The organism is Gemmobacter aquaticus (genome assembly GCF_007859075.1).
Lineage (GTDB): Bacteria > Pseudomonadota > Alphaproteobacteria > Rhodobacterales > Rhodobacteraceae > Gemmobacter > Gemmobacter aquaticus.
The window spans coordinates 178,508-193,409 of sequence record NZ_VOAK01000023.1 but is presented as its reverse complement, the minus strand read 5'-3'; the positions used below and the strand labels follow the sequence as shown (position 1 = coordinate 193,409).

Here is a 14,902-nt window from a genome sequence, read left to right as displayed (position 1 = left end):
GGGGTCATTATGGCACGCGACTATCCGCTTGAGCGTTATCGCAATTTCGGGATCATTGCCCATATCGACGCGGGCAAGACCACGACTTCGGAACGCATCCTTTACTACACCGGCAAGTCCCACAAGATCGGCGAAGTCCATGACGGCGCCGCGACGATGGACTGGATGGAGCAGGAACAAGAGCGCGGCATCACCATCACTTCGGCTGCCACGACCACGTTCTGGAACCGTCAGGTCGACCCGTCGAGCGGCGTGGGCGACAAGTCGACGAAGTATCGCTTCAACATCATCGACACCCCCGGCCACGTTGACTTCACCATCGAAGTCGAACGTTCGCTGGCCGTGCTCGACGGCGCTGTGGTTCTGCTCGACGGCAACGCCGGCGTGGAGCCCCAGACCGAGACCGTGTGGCGTCAGGCTGACCGCTACAAGGTTCCGCGGATCGTGTTCGTCAACAAGATGGACAAGACCGGCGCCGACTTCTTCAACTGCGTGAAGATGATCAAGGACCGGACCGGCGCCAATGCCATGCCGATCGTCCTGCCGATCGGTTCGGAAGACAAGCTGGAAGGCATCATCGACCTCGTGACCATGGAAGAATGGGTCTATGAGGGCGAAGATCTTGGTGCGTCGTGGAAGCGCCAGCCGATCCGTGCGGAACTGAAGGATCAGGCCGATGAATGGCGCCTGAACCTGCTGGAAACCGCCGTCGGCCAGGACGATGCCGCGATGGAAGCCTATCTCGAAGGCAACGAGCCGTCGGCTGAAGAGCTGCGCGCGCTGATCCGCAAGGGCACGCTCGCAATCGACTTCATCCCGGTGATGGCTGGTTCGTCGTTCAAGAACAAGGGCGTGCAGCCCCTCCTGAACGCCGTGATCGACTATCTACCCTCGCCGCTGGACGTGCCGCCCTACATGGGCTTCGCACCGGGCGACGAGACGGAAACCCGCAACATCGCCCGTTCGGCCGATGATGACCAGCCCTTCTCGGCGCTGGCCTTCAAGATCATGAACGACCCCTTCGTGGGCTCGCTGACCTTCACCCGGATCTATTCGGGCAAGCTGGCCAAGGGCGACGCGATGATGAATGCGACCAAACAGCGCCGCGAGCGCGTGGGCCGCATGATGATGATGCACGCCATCGAGCGTGAGGAAATCACCGAAGCCTTCTCGGGCGACATCATCGCGCTTGGCGGTCTGAAAGAGACCACCACCGGCGATACGCTTTGCGACCCGAATGCACCCGTCGTTCTCGAAACCATGACCTTCCCGGTCCCGGTTATCGAGATCGCGGTGGAGCCGAAGACCAAAGCCGACCAGGAGAAGATGGGCATAGCTCTCGCTCGTCTGGCCGCCGAAGACCCGTCCTTCCGCGTCGAAACCGATCTCGAGTCGGGTCAGACGATCATGAAGGGCATGGGCGAACTTCACCTCGACATCCTCGTGGATCGTATGCGCCGCGAGTTCAAGGTCGAGGCGAACATCGGGGCCCCGCAGGTGGCGTATCGCGAAACGATCTCGCGCGAGCATGAAATCGACTACACGCACAAGAAGCAGACCGGTGGTACCGGCCAGTTCGCGCGCGTCAAGCTGATCATCTCGCCGACGGAGCCGGGCGAAGGCTATTCGTTCGAATCCAAGATCGTGGGTGGTGCGGTTCCGAAGGAATACATCCCCGGCGTCGAAAAAGGCATCAAGTCCGTCATGGACTCGGGCCCGCTGGCCGGCTTCCCGGTGATCGACTTCAAGGTGCAACTGATCGACGGCGCGTTCCACGACGTCGACTCGTCGGTTCTCGCCTTCGAAATCGCGTCGCGTGCCGCCATGCGCGAAGGTCTGAAGAAGGCCGGAGCCAAGCTGCTCGAGCCGATCATGAAAGTCGAAGTCGTCACCCCGGAGGAATACACCGGCGGCGTCATCGGCGACCTGACCTCGCGTCGGGGTATGGTGACCGGCCAGGACAGCCGCGGCAATGCCAACGTGATCTCTTCGATGGTCCCGCTGGCCAACATGTTCGGCTACATCAACACGCTGCGCTCGATGACCTCGGGCCGCGCGGTGTTCTCGATGGAATTCGATCACTACGACGCCGTGCCGGAAAACATCTCGCAAGAGATCCAGAAGAAATACGCCTGATCGGTGCGGCGGGGGAAACCCCGCCCTACCACATCGTAGGGTGCGCCCTGGCGCACCGCATCGCAACGCATTGAGGAGTTTGCCCCCATGGCAAAGGCAAAGTTTGAACGGAACAAACCGCACGTCAACATTGGCACCATCGGCCACGTTGACCACGGCAAGACGACGCTGACGGCGGCGATCACCAAGTACTTTGGTGAATTCCGCGCCTACGACCAGATCGACGGTGCGCCGGAAGAGCGTGCGCGCGGGATCACGATCTCGACGGCCCACGTGGAATACGAATCGGAAGCGCGCCACTACGCGCACGTGGACTGCCCCGGCCACGCCGACTACGTGAAGAACATGATCACGGGTGCTGCGCAGATGGACGGCGCCATTCTGGTGGTTTCGGCTGCTGACGGCCCGATGCCGCAGACGCGCGAGCACATCCTTCTGGGCCGCCAGGTGGGCATTCCCTACATGGTCGTGTTCATGAACAAGGTTGACCAGGTCGATGACCCGGAACTGCTGGAACTCGTGGAAATGGAAATCCGCGAACTTCTGTCGTCGTATGACTACCCCGGCGACGATATTCCGATCATCAAGGGTTCGGCTCTGCACGCGATGAACGGCACCGAGAAGGCGATTGGCGAAGACGCCATCAAGGCTCTGATCGCGGCTGTTGACGAATACATCCCGACGCCTGCACGTGCTGTTGACCAGCCCTTCCTGATGCCGGTCGAAGACGTGTTCTCGATCTCGGGTCGCGGCACTGTTGCCACCGGCCGTATCGAGCGCGGCGTTGTGAAGGTTGGCGAGGAACTTGAGATCGTCGGCATCCGTCCGTCGAAGAAGACGGTCTGCACCGGCGTCGAGATGTTCCGCAAGCTGCTGGACCAGGGCGAGGCTGGCGACAACGTCGGTCTGCTGCTGCGCGGCGTTGACCGTGACGGGATCGAGCGCGGCCAGGTGCTGTGCAAGCCCGGTTCGGTGAAGCCGCACACGAAGTTCGAGGCTGAAGCCTACATCCTGACCAAGGAAGAAGGCGGTCGTCACACCCCGTTCTTCGCGAACTACCGTCCGCAGTTCTACTTCCGCACGACCGACGTGACGGGCACCGTCGAGCTGCCGGAAGGCACCGAGATGGTGATGCCGGGCGACAACCTGAAGTTCAACGTCTCGCTGATCGCGCCGATCGCCATGGAAGAGAAGCTCCGCTTCGCCATCCGTGAAGGCGGTCGCACCGTCGGCGCAGGCGTCGTCTCGAAAATCATCGAGTGATGATGATTCCGGGCTTGCCCTTCGGGGCCAGCCCGACTAAACGCACGCGATGATGCGTGACGGGTCAGCCTTCGGGCTGACTCGTTTATTTCATCCCTATGCAAGAAACCTACGGAAGAGGGGTTTGGGGGCGGTGCGCCGGCCCGAAGCTTCCCGCCGAGCCCAAGGGGCAATTATGACTCAGACCATCCGCATCAGGCTCAAAGCCTTCGATTACCGCGTCCTGGATGCCTCGACGCAGGAAATCGTGAACACGGCCAAGCGGACCGGCGCGCAAGTGCGTGGCCCGATCCCGCTGCCGAACAAGATCGAGAAATTCACGGTTCTCCGTGGTCCGCACATCGACAAGAAGTCGCGCGACCAGTGGGAAATCCGCACGCACAAGCGTCTTCTCGACATCGTCGATCCGACCCCCCAGACCGTGGACGCGCTGATGAAGCTCGACCTCGCCGCTGGCGTGGACGTCGAGATCAAAGTGTAAGGGGGGCGAACAGATGCGTTCTGGTGTTATCGCCAAGAAGCTGGGCATGACCCGGCTGTTCCTCGAAGACGGCAAGCAGGTTCCTGTGACCGTTCTTCAACTCGATGCCCTTCAGGTGGTTGCTCAGCGCACCGCCGACAAGGATGGCTACACGGCCGTTCAGCTGGGTGCGGGTACCGCAAAGGCCAAGAACACGACCGCCGCGCAGCGCGGCCACTTCGCCAAGTCGAATGTGGCTCCGAAGCGCAAGGTGGCCGAGTTCCGTGTGAGCCCGGAAAACCTGATCGATGTGGGCGCGGAAATCACCGCCGACCACTACCTCGCGGGTCAGTTCGTTGACATCGCCGGGACCTCGATCGGTAAGGGCTTTGCCGGTGCGATGAAGCGCCACAACTTTGGTGGTCTGCGTGCCTCGCACGGTGTGTCGATCTCGCACCGTTCGCACGGTTCGACCGGCCAGTGCCAGGACCCGGGCAAGGTGTTCAAGGGCAAGAAGATGGCTGGCCATCTGGGTGCCGTGCGTGTGACCACGCAGAACCTGCAGGTCGTCAAGACCGACGCCGACCGTGGCCTGATCCTCGTGAAGGGCGCAGTGCCCGGCTCGAAGGGTGGCTGGGTTACCGTCAAGGATGCGGTGAAGAAGGCCGCTCCGGCTGGCATTCCGTTGCCCGCCGCTGTTCGTTCGGCCGCGCCGGCTGCTGAAGCCACCGCCGAAGGGGGTGAAGCATGAAACTTGATGTGATCAAGCTGGACGGCGGCAAAGCCGGTTCCATCGATCTGGACGAAGCGCTGTTCGGCCTTGAGCCGCGCGCCGACATCCTGCACCGCGTCGTGCGCTGGCAGCGGGCGAAAGCCCAGGCTGGCACCCACTCGACGCTGGGCAAGTCGGACGTCAGCTACTCGACCAAGAAGATCTATCGCCAGAAAGGCACCGGCGGCGCTCGTCACGGTTCCAAGAAGGCCCCGATCTTCCGTCACGGTGGTGTGTACAAGGGCCCGCAGCCCCGGTCGCATGCCCATGACCTGCCCAAGAAGTTCCGTGCCCTTGGCCTGCGCCATGCCCTGTCGGCGAAAGCCAAGGCTGGCGAGCTGATCATCGTCGACTCGATCGCAATGGCCGAAGCCAAGACCGCGCAGCTTGCGAAAGCGGCGAAGGAACTGGGTTGGAAGCGCGTGCTGATCATCGACGGCGCCGAGCTGAACGAGAACTTCGTCAAGGCTGCCCGCAACATCGAAACCATCGATGTGCTGCCGTCGATCGGTGCCAACGTCTATGACATCCTGAAGCGTGATCAACTGGTGATCACGAAAGCGGGTGTCGAAGCTCTGGAGGCTCGTCTGAAATGACCGCCAAGCCCGAACACTACGACCTGATCAAGAAGCCGATCATCACCGAGAAATCGACCCTCGCGGCCGAAACCTCGAATGCGGCTACTTTCCTCGTGTCGATGGATGCGACCAAGCCCCAGATCAAGGAAGCCGTTGAGGCTGTCTTTGGTGTGAAGGTCAAGGCCGTGAATACCGTCGTCTCGAAAGGCAAGGTCAAACGCTTCCGCGGTCGCCCCGGCGAGCGTAGCGACAAGAAGAAGGCCTATGTGATCCTCGAAGAGGGGAACTCTATCGACGTGGCCTCGGGCCTCTGATAGAAGGCCCACGAATCGCGCGGCCCCGGCTTTCCGGGGCCGCCGGTCTTTTGCGGAATCAGTGATTACGCATTTCACCGGGGATCTTCGGAGCCCTTCAACCGCGCGACAGCGACCCGCGACTGGCAACAGGACAAGGGGCGCCATGCGCAAGCAAACGGAAGACAGAAAGCATGGCACTTAAGTCGTATAAGCCGACGACGCCTGGCCAGCGTGGGCTGGTTCTGATCGACCGTTCGGAGCTGTGGAAAGGTCGTCCCGTCAAAGCCCTCACCGAGGGTCTGACCAAGACGGGTGGCCGCAACAACACCGGACGCGTCACGATGTGGCACAAGGGTGGTGGCGCGAAGCGTCTCTACCGCGTTGTCGATTTCAAACGTCGCAAGTTCGACGTTCCGGCGGTCGTCGAGCGGATCGAATACGATCCGAACCGTACCGCCTTCATCGCTCTCGTGAAATACAACGATGGCGAACTGGCCTACATCCTGGCGCCGCAGCGTCTGGCCGTTGGTGACACCGTTGTCGCCGGCGCCAAGACCGACGTGAAGCCCGGAAACGCGATGCCCTTCTCGGGCATGCCGATCGGTACCATCGTCCACAACGTCGAACTGAAGCCCGGCAAGGGCGGCCAGCTGGCCCGTGCCGCAGGCACCTATGCCCAGTTCGTCGGCCGTGATGGTGGCTACGCCCAGATCCGCCTGTCCTCGGGCGAACTGCGCATGGTCCGTCAAGAATGCATGGCCACCGTTGGTGCCGTGTCGAACCCCGACAACTCGAACCAGAACTTCGGTAAAGCCGGTCGTATGCGCCACTATGGCGTTCGTCCGACCGTTCGCGGCGTTGCGATGAACCCGATCGACCACCCGCATGGTGGTGGTGAGGGCCGCACCTCCGGTGGCCGCCACCCGGTTACTCCGTGGGGCAAGGGCACCAAGGGCAACAAGACCCGCAAGAACAAGCAGACCGACAAGTACATTGTCCGGTCGCGCAATGCGAAGAAGGGGCGTTAATCCATGTCGCGTTCTATCTGGAAAGGCCCCTTCGTCGATGCCTATCTGCTGAAGAAAGCGGAAAAGGCACGCGAGTCGGGCAAGAGCGAAGTGATCAAGATCTGGTCGCGTCGTTCGACCATCCTGCCGCAATTCGTGGGTCTGACCTTCGCCGTCTACAACGGCAAGAAGCACATCCCCGTCGCGGTGACCGAAGAAATGATTGGCCAGAAGTTCGGCGAGTACTCGCCGACCCGGACCTATTATGGTCACGCGGCCGACAAGAAAGCCAAGAGGAAGTAAGCCATGGGTAAGGAAAAGAATCCGCGCCGCGTGGCGGACAACGAAGCGCTGGCCAAGGCCCGCATGCTTCGCACCTCGCCGCAGAAACTCAATCTCGTCGCCGGCCTGATCCGCGGCAAGAAGGTCGAAAAGGCAATTGCCGATCTGACCTTCTCGAAGAAGCGGATCGCGCAAGACGTTCTGAAGTGCCTGCAGTCGGCCATCGCCAATGCTGAAAACAACCACGGCCTCGACGTTGACGAGCTGGTGGTTGCCGAAGCCTGGTGTGGCAAGAACCTGGTGATGAAACGCGGTCGTCCGCGTGCACGTGGCCGGTTCGGCAAGATCATGAAGCCGTTCTCGGAAATCACCATCAAGGTGCGTCAGAAAGGGGAGACTGCGTAATGGGTCAGAAGGTCAACCCGATCGGGATGCGTCTTCAGGTCAACCGCACCTGGGACAGCCGTTGGTTCGCCGATTCGAAAGACTACGGCAACCTGCTGCTCGAGGATCTCAAGATCCGCGAGTTCGTGCACGAAGAGTGCAAGCAGGCTGGCGTGTCGAAAGTGATCATCGAGCGTCCGCACCGGAAATGCCGTGTGACCATTCACACCGCGCGCCCGGGCGTGATCATCGGCAAGAAGGGCGCCGACATCGAGGGGCTGCGCAAGAAGCTTGCGAAGTTCACCGCGTCGGAACTGCACCTCAACATCGTCGAAGTGCGCAAGCCCGAGCTTGACGCCCAGCTGGTGGCCGAGTCGATCGCCCAGCAGATGGAACGTCGCGTGTCCTTCCGCCGCGCCATGAAGCGTGGCGTGCAGAACGCGATGCGTATGGGCGCCCTCGGCATCCGTGTGAACGTCTCTGGCCGCCTTGGCGGTGCCGAGATCGCGCGGACCGAATGGTATCGCGAAGGCCGCGTGCCGCTGCATACCCTGCGTGCCGACATCGACTATGCTCTGTCGGAAGCCTCGACCCCTTACGGGATCATCGGGGTGAAGGTCTGGATCTTCAAAGGCGAAATCCTTGAGCATGATCCGCAAGCGCATGACCGTCGTCTGTCCGAAGAGACTCCGTCTCCTCGTCCGCAGCGGCGCGAGCGCGAACGCGCTTAAGGGAGTAGAGAGAGATGCTGCAACCGAAACGGACGAAGTTCCGCAAACAGCACAAGGGCCGCATCCACGGCGAAGCCAAGGGCGGTTTCGCCCTGAACTTCGGCACCTTTGCCCTGAAGGCAACCGAGCCTGAGCGCGTGACCGCGCGCCAGATCGAAGCCGCGCGTCGTGCGATCACCCGTCACATGAAGCGTCAGGGCCGGGTCTGGATCCGGATTTTCCCGGATGTTCCGGTGTCGTCGAAGCCGACCGAAGTGCGTATGGGTAAGGGCAAGGGCTCGGTCGACCGGTGGGTCGCCAAGGTCAAGCCCGGCCGGATCATGTTCGAGATCGACGGCGTGGGCGAGTTGATCGCCCGTGAAGCGCTGCGTCTTGGCGCCATGAAGCTGCCGGTCACCACCCGCATCGTGGCCCGCGAAGACTGGTAAGGGGCAGGGGAGCGATCCCCGCCGTCTTGAGAAAGGCCCTGCACCTGCAGGGCCTTTCTTCATTGGGGGGTGGGGAAAACTTTCCCTTGCCCTTGCACCCCCTCTCCTGTAGAGGGACGCATCCTGCGGTTCCGGGGCGACTCGGAATCGTCGGTCTATCATTGATCCACCAGGTTCAAGGTCACCCTGCATTTCGGACAGGGGCCCTCTGGTGATTGAGAAAAGGAAAAGGCGAATGTCCGCCAAGGAACTCAAGGCCAAGACGCCTGAAGCTCTGCGTGAAGAGCTTGTGGCGCTGAAGAAGGAGGCGTTCAACCTGCGCTTCCAACAAGCGACCGGCCAGCTTGAGAACACCGCCCGCATGCGCATTGTCCGCAAGGAAGTTGCGCGCATCAAGACGGTGCTGAACCAGAAAGCCGCTGAAGCGGCGGCGAACTGAGGAGAAGACACATGCCGAAGCGTATCCTGCAGGGTGTCGTGACCTCGGACAAGAACGAGCAGACGATCACCGTCCTCGTCGAGCGCCGCTTCAAGCACCCGCTGCTGCAAAAGACCGTTCGTAAGTCGAAGAAATATCGCGCTCACGATGCGGACAACAAGTTCAAGGTTGGTGACACTGTTCGCATCGAAGAGTGCGCGCCGATCTCGAAAACGAAGCGCTGGACGGTGGTAGTCGAAGCCTGAGCCTCGGCTCGGACTTTGGCCCATCGTTCAGACTTGAACGAAACCCTGGGGTGGTGCTGATCAGCCGCCCCAAAGGTCGGGAGAAACCAAATGATCCAGATGCAGACCAATCTGGATGTCGCTGACAACTCCGGCGCACGCCGAGTTCAGTGCATCAAGGTTCTGGGCGGTTCGCACCGCCGCTACGCATCCGTGGGCGACATCATCGTGGTGTCGGTCAAGGAGGCGATTCCGAAAGGTCGCGTGAAGAAGGGTGATGTCCGCAAGGCCGTCGTCGTTCGCACCGCGAAAGAAGTTCGCCGTGAAGACGGCACCTCGATCCGTTTCGACCGCAATGCCGCCGTCATCCTGAACAACCAGGGTGAACCGGTCGGTACCCGTATCTTCGGGCCGGTCGTGCGCGAGCTGCGTGCGAAGAACTTCATGAAGATCATCTCGCTGGCGCCGGAGGTGCTGTGATATGGCTGCGAAACTGAAAAAAGGCGACAAGGTCGTCGTCCTGGCCGGTAAGGACAAGGGCAAGCAAGGCGAGATCACCTCGGTGAACCCGTCGGCGAACAAGGCCGTTGTCGATGGCGTGAACATCGCCATCCGTCACACCAAGCAGTCGCAAGCCTCGCAGGGCGGCCGCATTGCCAAGGCGATGCCGATCGATCTGTCGAACCTCGCGATCGTTGACAAGAATGGTAAACCCACCCGCGTCGGCTTCCGCATGGAAGGCGATCAGAAGGTGCGTTACGCCAAGACCACGGGGGACGTGATCTGATGCTCGACGCTGCTCAATACACCCCGCGTCTGAAGGCCGAGTACAAGGCCAAGATCCGTGCCGCACTCAAGGAAGAGTTCGGCTACAAGAACGACATGCAGATCCCGCGTCTGGACAAGATCGTCCTGAACATGGGCGTCGGCGAAGCCGTCAAGGACACCAAGAAGGTGAAAGCTGCCGCTGAGCAGCTGACGCTGATCGCGGGTCAGAAGGCTGTCATCACCAACGCCAAGAAGTCGATCGCCGGCTTCCGCGTCCGTGAGGAAATGCCGCTTGGCTGCAAGGTCACCCTTCGTGGCGACCAGATGTATGAATTCCTTGATCGTCTGATCAACGTGGCCCTGCCGCGCGTCCGCGACTTCCGCGGCGTGAAAGGCACCTCGTTCGACGGCCGTGGCAACTACGCCATGGGGCTCAAGGAACAGATCGTGTTCCCCGAGATCGACTTCGACAAGATCGACGACGTTCTGGGTATGGACATCATCATCTGCACCAACGCCAAGACCGACGCCGAAGCGAAGTCGCTGCTGAAGCACTTCAACATGCCGTTCTCCAGCTGATCGCGCGAGGAAATCATTATGGCTAAAAAATCCATGATCGAACGCGAGAAGAAGCGTCAGCATCTGGTGGACGTCTATGCCGCCAAGCGCGCTGCTCTCAAAGTGGTCATCGCCAACCAGGATCTGCCCGTGGCCGAGCGTTTCGCCGCCGCCCAGAAACTGGCGCAACTGCCCCGCAATTCGTCGGCGACCCGGCTGCACAACCGTTGCCAGCTGACCGGTCGTCCCCACGCTTACTACCGTAAGCTCAAACTGTCGCGGATCATGCTGCGTGAACTGGCCTCGTTCGGCCAGATCCCGGGTATGGTCAAGTCGAGCTGGTAAGGAGGAGCGAACATGTCTGTGAACGATCCTCTCGGCGATATGCTGACCCGCATCCGCAACGCTCAGGCGCGCGGAAAATCGACCGTGACCACCCCGGCCTCCAAGCTTCGTGCCTGGGTTCTGGATGTGCTGGCCTCGGAAGGCTACATCCGCGGCTACGAGCGCGCCTCGACCGAAAATGGTCAGGGTGAGCTGGTGATCTCGCTCAAGTACTTTGAAGGCGAACCGGTGATCCGCGAAGTCAAGCGCGTGTCGAAACCCGGCCGTCGCGTCTATATGGGCGTGAAAGAGATCCCGTCGGTCCGCAACGGCCTGGGCGTCTCGATCATCTCGACCCCGAAAGGCGTCATGTCCGATGCAGCTGCACGCTCCGCCAATGTTGGCGGCGAAGTGCTCTGCACCGTGTTCTGAGGAGGGTTATATGTCTCGTATCGGCAAAAAACCCGTCGCCCTGCCGAAAGGCGTGACCGCAGAGGTCAAGGGCCAGACCGTCGAAGTGAAGGGCCCCAAGGGCACCCGTACCTTCACCGCGACCGACGACGTCACGCTGTCGCTGGAAGACGGCGCGCTGAAGGTCACCCCGCGTGGCCTGTCCAAGCGTGCCCGTCAGCAGTGGGGCATGGCCCGCTCGATGGTCGAAAACCTCGTCACCGGCGTGACCACCGGCTTCCGGAAAGAGCTTGAAATCCAGGGCGTGGGTTACCGCGCTGCGATGCAGGGCAACGTTCTGAAGCTCTCGCTGGGCTATTCGCATGAAGTCAACTTCGACGTGCCCACGGGCGTGACCGTCACGTCCCCGAAGCAGACCGAAATCGTTGTGGAAGGCATCGACCAACAGCTTGTTGGTCAGGTTGCAGCGAACATTCGTGATTGGAAGCGCCCCGAGCCCTATAAAGGCAAGGGTATCCGCTACAAAGACGAGTTCGTCTTCCGCAAGGAAGGCAAGAAGAAGTAAGGATAGCGAAGATGGCGAACAACAAGAGAGACCTGTTCCTCAAGCGCCGCCAGCGCGTCCGGAACAAGCTGAAGGCGATGGCCAACGGACGTGCGCGTCTGTCGGTTCACCGTTCCAGCAAGAACATCAGCGTCCAGCTGATCGACGACGTGCGCGGTGTGACGCTCGCTTCTGCCTCGACCCTCGAGAAAGAACTGGGCTTCGTCGGCAAGAACAACGTGGAGGCCGCTGCCAAAGTGGGCGCCACGATTGCCGAACGCGCGAAAGCGGCCGGTGTCGAAGCATGCTACTTTGACCGCGGTGGTTTCCTCTTTCACGGGAAGATCAAGGCTTTGGCCGATGCTGCCCGTGAAGGCGGCCTGAAGTTCTGAGGAGTTGAAAAATGGCAGAACGTGAAAACCGTCGGGAAGGCCGCCGTGAGGACCGTCGCAGCGATGCTCGGGAGGAAACTCCCGAATTCGCCGACCGTCTGGTTGCGATCAACCGCGTTTCGAAAACCGTGAAGGGCGGCAAGCGCTTTGGCTTTGCAGCTCTGGTCGTGGTCGGTGACCAGCGTGGTCGCGTCGGCTTCGGCAAGGGCAAGGCCAAAGAGGTGCCGGAGGCGATCCGCAAGGCCACTGAACAGGCCAAGCGCTCGCTGATCCGCGTGCCGCTGAAGGACAGCCGCACCCTGCACCACGACATGGAAGGCCGCCATGGCGCCGGCAAGGTCGTGATGCGCTCGGCCGTTGCGGGTACCGGCATCATCGCCGGTGGTCCGATGCGCGCCGTGTTCGAGATGGTTGGCATCCAGGACGTCGTGGCCAAGTCGCTGGGGTCGCAGAACCCCTACAACATGATCCGCGCCACCATCGATGGCCTGAAGCAGGAATCCTCGCCCCGTTCGGTCGCGCAGCGTCGCGGCAAGAAAGTGGCCGAGATCCTGAAGAAGCCCGAAGCTGAAGCAGTGGAGGCCTGATCATGACCGCGAAGAAGACCATCGTCGTCAAACAGGTGGCCTCGGCTGCCCGCCGCCCTGCGATCCAGACCGCGACCCTCAAAGGTCTTGGCCTGAACAAGATGCACCGCACCCGTGAGCTGGAGGATACTCCTTCGGTCCGCGGCATGGTGAACTCGATCTCGCACCTCGTGAAGATCGTCGAAGAGCGCGGCTAAGCCTGCGGCCTGCGAGCAGGCAGACGAATGAAGATCAAGGCGCGCGCGGGTTGAACCGCGCGCGCTTTGCTATTAGTAGAGGGCGCGGAATCGTTCCGCGGTTCCTCTGAACAAGCAAAAAATGCCGTGTTGGCCCCATCCGTCGCAGGTAGGGCCGTTCCGGCCAAGGAGTATGCGACATGAAACTGAATGAACTTCGCGACAACGACGGCGCGGCCCGCAAGCAGAAGCGCGTGGCGCGTGGTCCGGGCTCGGGCAAGGGCAAGACCGCTGGCCGTGGTATCAAGGGTCAGAAATCGCGTTCGGGTGTGGCCATCGGTGGATACGAGGGCGGCCAGATGCCGCTGTACCGCCGCCTGCCGAAGCGCGGCTTCAACAAGCCGAACAAACTGCACTATGCGGTTGTGAACCTCGGCCTGATCGAGAAATTCGTGGCTGCTGGCAAGCTGAACGCAGCTGAGATCACCGAGGACGCGCTGATCGCGGCCGGTGTGACCAAGTACAAGCTGGACGGTGTGCGCGTTCTGGCCAAGGGTGCTGTCACCTCGAAGCTGGTGATCACCGTGACCGGCGCCTCGGCAGCGGCTATCGAGGCGGTTGCGGCCGCTGGTGGCAAGCTGACGGTGGCACAAGTGGCTGCTGAAGCCGCTGAATAAGGTTGTGAGCGGTCGAAAGACCGCTTACATGGGAGCACAGTTTTCCCGCGCCGCCGACCGGAAAACGGTACGGCGGCGCTGTCATGAAAGAGCATCCGTATGGCTTCTGCGGCAGAGCAAATGGCGGCGAACCTCAGCTGGGGCGCCCTCGGCAAGGCGTCGGACCTTCGCCAGCGCATCTTCTTTACGATCGGCCTTCTGATCGTCTATCGCCTTGGCACGTATATCCCGGTGCCCGGCATCGACGGAACGGCCCTGCGCGACTTCATGTCCGAGGTTTCTGCCGGTCTGGGCGGGATCCTGAACATGTTCACCGGCGGTGCGATCAGCCGCATGGGCATCTTCGCGCTTGGCATCATGCCCTACATCTCGGCCTCGATCATCGTGCAGCTTCTGGCCTCGATGGTTCCGCAGCTTGAACAGCTGAAGAAAGAGGGTGAGCAGGGCCGCAAGAAGATCAACCAGTACACCCGCTATGGCACGGTCGCACTGGCCCTGTTCCAGGCTTATGGCATTGCCGTCAGCCTCGAGGCAGGCGGTCTGGCGCATGAGCCGGGGCTCTTCTTCCGCGCTGCCGTGATCATCACGCTGGTCGGCGGGACCATGTTCCTGATGTGGCTGGGCGAGCAGATCACCGCGCGCGGCATCGGGAACGGCACCTCGCTCATCATCTTCGTGGGTATCGTGGCCGAAGTTCCGGCTGCGCTGGCCCAGTTCCTGAGCCAGGGTCGCGCCGGCACGATCAGCTGGCCGGTGATCATCGGTGTCATGGTGATGGTCGTTGCCGTGATCGCCTTTGTCGTTTTCCTGGAGCGTGCGCTTCGCAAGATCCACATTCAGTACCCCCGCCGTCAGGTGGGCATGAAGATCTATGATGGCGGCTCGAGCCACCTGCCGATCAAGGTGAACCCCGCGGGCGTGATCCCGGCGATCTTTGCCTCGTCGCTGCTGCTGCTGCCGACCACGATCGCGGCTTTCTCGCACAGCCAGACCGGGCCGGTGATGTCGACGATCCTTGCCTATTTCGGGCCGGGTCAGCCGCTCTATCTGGTGTTCTTTGCCAGCATGATCGTGTTCTTCGCCTACTTCTACACCCACAACGTCGCCTTCAAGGTCGATGATGTGGCCGACAACCTGAAGAACCAGGGGGGCTTCGTTCCCGGCATCCGTCCGGGCAAGAAGACCGAGGAATATCTCGAATACGTTGTGAACCGGGTGCTTGTGCTGGGTTCGGCCTATCTGGCCTTCGTCTGCCTGCTGCCAGAGATCATCCGCAGCCAGCTGGCGATCCCGTTCTACTTTGGTGGCACTTCCGTTCTGATCGTCGTGTCTGTGACGATGGACACGATCAACCAGATCCAGTCGCATCTGCTGGCACATCAGTATGAGGGGCTGATCGAGAAGTCGCAACTGCGCGGTCGCAAGCGCTCGGGCGCAAAGACGCCGACGCGCCGCTAAGAAGTAC

24 protein-coding genes are annotated in these 14,902 nt (G+C 61.4%); all 24 read left to right on the top strand.

Features of this window, described 5'->3' with window-relative positions; all coding sequences use genetic code 11:
• Window positions 1–9: 9 nt before the first annotated feature.
• The 24 genes from fusA to secY all read left to right on the top strand — a co-directional run bounded on the left by fusA (window position 10) and on the right by secY (window position 14,895).
• Window positions 10–2,136, top strand: a complete 2,127-nt coding sequence (gene fusA, locus FQU74_RS15480; RefSeq protein WP_146287379.1) for an elongation factor G — start codon at window positions 10–12, stop codon at window positions 2,134–2,136.
• An 87-nt stretch (window positions 2,137–2,223) separates the two neighbouring features.
• Window positions 2,224–3,399 carry an elongation factor Tu gene (gene tuf / locus FQU74_RS15475; protein WP_146287378.1) on the top strand — a complete coding sequence of 392 codons (1,176 nt, stop codon included), beginning with the start codon at window positions 2,224–2,226 and terminating at the stop codon, window positions 3,397–3,399.
• Between the two features lie 172 nt (window positions 3,400–3,571).
• Entirely contained in the window at window positions 3,572–3,880 is a 309-nt protein-coding gene (gene rpsJ, locus FQU74_RS15470) for a 30S ribosomal protein S10 (protein ID WP_146287441.1), read from the top strand.
• Window positions 3,881–3,893: 13 nt separating this feature from the next.
• Complete coding sequence (gene rplC / locus FQU74_RS15465; RefSeq protein WP_146287377.1) at window positions 3,894–4,610, top strand: 50S ribosomal protein L3; 717 nt, start codon at window positions 3,894–3,896, stop codon at window positions 4,608–4,610.
• The gene (gene rplD, locus FQU74_RS15460) at window positions 4,607–5,227 is read left to right on the top strand and encodes a 50S ribosomal protein L4 (RefSeq protein ID WP_146287376.1); all 621 of its coding nucleotides are present in this window, start codon (window positions 4,607–4,609) and stop codon (window positions 5,225–5,227) included. The genes rplC and rplD overlap by 4 nt, the downstream gene beginning before the upstream one ends.
• On the top strand, window positions 5,224–5,523 hold the full coding sequence (locus tag FQU74_RS15455) for a 50S ribosomal protein L23 (RefSeq protein ID WP_146287375.1): 300 nt from the start codon (window positions 5,224–5,226) through the stop codon (window positions 5,521–5,523). Before rplD ends, FQU74_RS15455 begins: the two co-directional genes overlap by 4 nt.
• Before the next feature lie 173 nt (window positions 5,524–5,696).
• Window positions 5,697–6,533, top strand: a complete 837-nt coding sequence (gene rplB / locus FQU74_RS15450) for a 50S ribosomal protein L2 (protein ID WP_146287374.1) — start codon at window positions 5,697–5,699, stop codon at window positions 6,531–6,533.
• Between the two features lie 3 nt (window positions 6,534–6,536).
• Window positions 6,537–6,815 carry a 30S ribosomal protein S19 gene (gene rpsS / locus FQU74_RS15445; protein WP_146287373.1) on the top strand — a complete coding sequence of 93 codons (279 nt, stop codon included), beginning with the start codon at window positions 6,537–6,539 and terminating at the stop codon, window positions 6,813–6,815.
• 3 nt (window positions 6,816–6,818) lie between these two features.
• A complete protein-coding gene (gene rplV, locus FQU74_RS15440) occupies window positions 6,819–7,199 on the top strand; it encodes a 50S ribosomal protein L22 (RefSeq protein WP_146287372.1) in 381 nt (126 codons plus the stop codon).
• On the top strand, window positions 7,199–7,909 hold the full coding sequence (gene rpsC, locus FQU74_RS15435) for a 30S ribosomal protein S3 (protein ID WP_146287371.1): 711 nt from the start codon (window positions 7,199–7,201) through the stop codon (window positions 7,907–7,909). Before rplV ends, rpsC begins: the two co-directional genes overlap by 1 nt.
• 14 nt (window positions 7,910–7,923) lie before the next feature.
• Entirely contained in the window at window positions 7,924–8,337 is a 414-nt protein-coding gene (gene rplP / locus FQU74_RS15430; protein WP_146287370.1) for a 50S ribosomal protein L16, read from the top strand.
• Window positions 8,338–8,572: 235 nt separating this feature from the next.
• Complete coding sequence (gene rpmC, locus FQU74_RS15425) at window positions 8,573–8,776, top strand: 50S ribosomal protein L29 (RefSeq protein ID WP_146287369.1); 204 nt, start codon at window positions 8,573–8,575, stop codon at window positions 8,774–8,776.
• A gap of 11 nt (window positions 8,777–8,787) precedes the next feature.
• Window positions 8,788–9,021, top strand: coding sequence for a 30S ribosomal protein S17 (gene rpsQ, locus FQU74_RS15420; RefSeq protein ID WP_119133421.1), 234 nt, complete (start codon window positions 8,788–8,790; stop codon window positions 9,019–9,021).
• Between the two features lie 90 nt (window positions 9,022–9,111).
• Window positions 9,112–9,480 carry a 50S ribosomal protein L14 gene (gene rplN, locus FQU74_RS15415; RefSeq protein WP_023666245.1) on the top strand — a complete coding sequence of 123 codons (369 nt, stop codon included), beginning with the start codon at window positions 9,112–9,114 and terminating at the stop codon, window positions 9,478–9,480.
• Between the two features lies 1 nt (window position 9,481).
• The gene (rplX, locus tag FQU74_RS15410; protein WP_146287368.1) at window positions 9,482–9,787 is read left to right on the top strand and encodes a 50S ribosomal protein L24; all 306 of its coding nucleotides are present in this window, start codon (window positions 9,482–9,484) and stop codon (window positions 9,785–9,787) included.
• Window positions 9,787–10,347: a 50S ribosomal protein L5 gene (rplE, locus tag FQU74_RS15405; RefSeq protein ID WP_146287367.1), complete on the top strand. Its 561-nt coding sequence runs from the start codon at window positions 9,787–9,789 to the stop codon at window positions 10,345–10,347. The genes rplX and rplE overlap by 1 nt, the downstream gene beginning before the upstream one ends.
• Before the next feature lie 18 nt (window positions 10,348–10,365).
• Window positions 10,366–10,671: a 30S ribosomal protein S14 gene (rpsN, locus tag FQU74_RS15400; protein ID WP_146287366.1), complete on the top strand. Its 306-nt coding sequence runs from the start codon at window positions 10,366–10,368 to the stop codon at window positions 10,669–10,671.
• A 12-nt stretch (window positions 10,672–10,683) separates the two neighbouring features.
• The gene (gene rpsH / locus FQU74_RS15395) at window positions 10,684–11,082 is read left to right on the top strand and encodes a 30S ribosomal protein S8 (RefSeq protein ID WP_146287365.1); all 399 of its coding nucleotides are present in this window, start codon (window positions 10,684–10,686) and stop codon (window positions 11,080–11,082) included.
• A gap of 10 nt (window positions 11,083–11,092) precedes the next feature.
• Complete coding sequence (gene rplF, locus FQU74_RS15390) at window positions 11,093–11,626, top strand: 50S ribosomal protein L6 (protein WP_146287364.1); 534 nt, start codon at window positions 11,093–11,095, stop codon at window positions 11,624–11,626.
• A gap of 11 nt (window positions 11,627–11,637) precedes the next feature.
• Window positions 11,638–11,997: a 50S ribosomal protein L18 gene (rplR, locus tag FQU74_RS15385; RefSeq protein ID WP_146287363.1), complete on the top strand. Its 360-nt coding sequence runs from the start codon at window positions 11,638–11,640 to the stop codon at window positions 11,995–11,997.
• An 11-nt stretch (window positions 11,998–12,008) separates the two neighbouring features.
• Window positions 12,009–12,584, top strand: a complete 576-nt coding sequence (gene rpsE / locus FQU74_RS15380; protein ID WP_146287362.1) for a 30S ribosomal protein S5 — start codon at window positions 12,009–12,011, stop codon at window positions 12,582–12,584.
• 2 nt (window positions 12,585–12,586) lie between these two features.
• Complete coding sequence (gene rpmD / locus FQU74_RS15375; RefSeq protein ID WP_146287361.1) at window positions 12,587–12,781, top strand: 50S ribosomal protein L30; 195 nt, start codon at window positions 12,587–12,589, stop codon at window positions 12,779–12,781.
• Between the two features lie 179 nt (window positions 12,782–12,960).
• Window positions 12,961–13,437, top strand: coding sequence for a 50S ribosomal protein L15 (rplO, locus tag FQU74_RS15370; RefSeq protein WP_146287360.1), 477 nt, complete (start codon window positions 12,961–12,963; stop codon window positions 13,435–13,437).
• A gap of 99 nt (window positions 13,438–13,536) precedes the next feature.
• Window positions 13,537–14,895 (top strand): preprotein translocase subunit SecY, encoded by a 1,359-nt coding sequence (gene secY, locus FQU74_RS15365; RefSeq protein ID WP_146287359.1) that lies wholly within the window; start codon window positions 13,537–13,539, stop codon window positions 14,893–14,895.
• The last annotated feature ends 7 nt before the right edge of the window (window positions 14,896–14,902 follow it).

Coding starts and splice junctions, on each gene's coding strand:
- fusA (WP_146287379.1), top strand. CDS start 10: ATGGCACGCGACTATCCGCTTGAGCGTTATCGCAATTTCGGGATCATT.
- tuf (WP_146287378.1), top strand. CDS start 2,224: ATGGCAAAGGCAAAGTTTGAACGGAACAAACCGCACGTCAACATTGGC.
- rplC (WP_146287377.1), top strand. CDS start 3,894: ATGCGTTCTGGTGTTATCGCCAAGAAGCTGGGCATGACCCGGCTGTTC.
- rplD (WP_146287376.1), top strand. CDS start 4,607: ATGAAACTTGATGTGATCAAGCTGGACGGCGGCAAAGCCGGTTCCATC.
- FQU74_RS15455 (WP_146287375.1), top strand. CDS start 5,224: ATGACCGCCAAGCCCGAACACTACGACCTGATCAAGAAGCCGATCATC.
- rplB (WP_146287374.1), top strand. CDS start 5,697: ATGGCACTTAAGTCGTATAAGCCGACGACGCCTGGCCAGCGTGGGCTG.
- rpsS (WP_146287373.1), top strand. CDS start 6,537: ATGTCGCGTTCTATCTGGAAAGGCCCCTTCGTCGATGCCTATCTGCTG.
- rplV (WP_146287372.1), top strand. CDS start 6,819: ATGGGTAAGGAAAAGAATCCGCGCCGCGTGGCGGACAACGAAGCGCTG.
- rpsC (WP_146287371.1), top strand. CDS start 7,199: ATGGGTCAGAAGGTCAACCCGATCGGGATGCGTCTTCAGGTCAACCGC.
- rplP (WP_146287370.1), top strand. CDS start 7,924: ATGCTGCAACCGAAACGGACGAAGTTCCGCAAACAGCACAAGGGCCGC.
- rpmC (WP_146287369.1), top strand. CDS start 8,573: ATGTCCGCCAAGGAACTCAAGGCCAAGACGCCTGAAGCTCTGCGTGAA.
- rpsQ (WP_119133421.1), top strand. CDS start 8,788: ATGCCGAAGCGTATCCTGCAGGGTGTCGTGACCTCGGACAAGAACGAG.
- rplN (WP_023666245.1), top strand. CDS start 9,112: ATGATCCAGATGCAGACCAATCTGGATGTCGCTGACAACTCCGGCGCA.
- rplX (WP_146287368.1), top strand. CDS start 9,482: ATGGCTGCGAAACTGAAAAAAGGCGACAAGGTCGTCGTCCTGGCCGGT.
- rplE (WP_146287367.1), top strand. CDS start 9,787: ATGCTCGACGCTGCTCAATACACCCCGCGTCTGAAGGCCGAGTACAAG.
- rpsN (WP_146287366.1), top strand. CDS start 10,366: ATGGCTAAAAAATCCATGATCGAACGCGAGAAGAAGCGTCAGCATCTG.
- rpsH (WP_146287365.1), top strand. CDS start 10,684: ATGTCTGTGAACGATCCTCTCGGCGATATGCTGACCCGCATCCGCAAC.
- rplF (WP_146287364.1), top strand. CDS start 11,093: ATGTCTCGTATCGGCAAAAAACCCGTCGCCCTGCCGAAAGGCGTGACC.
- rplR (WP_146287363.1), top strand. CDS start 11,638: ATGGCGAACAACAAGAGAGACCTGTTCCTCAAGCGCCGCCAGCGCGTC.
- rpsE (WP_146287362.1), top strand. CDS start 12,009: ATGGCAGAACGTGAAAACCGTCGGGAAGGCCGCCGTGAGGACCGTCGC.
- rpmD (WP_146287361.1), top strand. CDS start 12,587: ATGACCGCGAAGAAGACCATCGTCGTCAAACAGGTGGCCTCGGCTGCC.
- rplO (WP_146287360.1), top strand. CDS start 12,961: ATGAAACTGAATGAACTTCGCGACAACGACGGCGCGGCCCGCAAGCAG.
- secY (WP_146287359.1), top strand. CDS start 13,537: ATGGCTTCTGCGGCAGAGCAAATGGCGGCGAACCTCAGCTGGGGCGCC.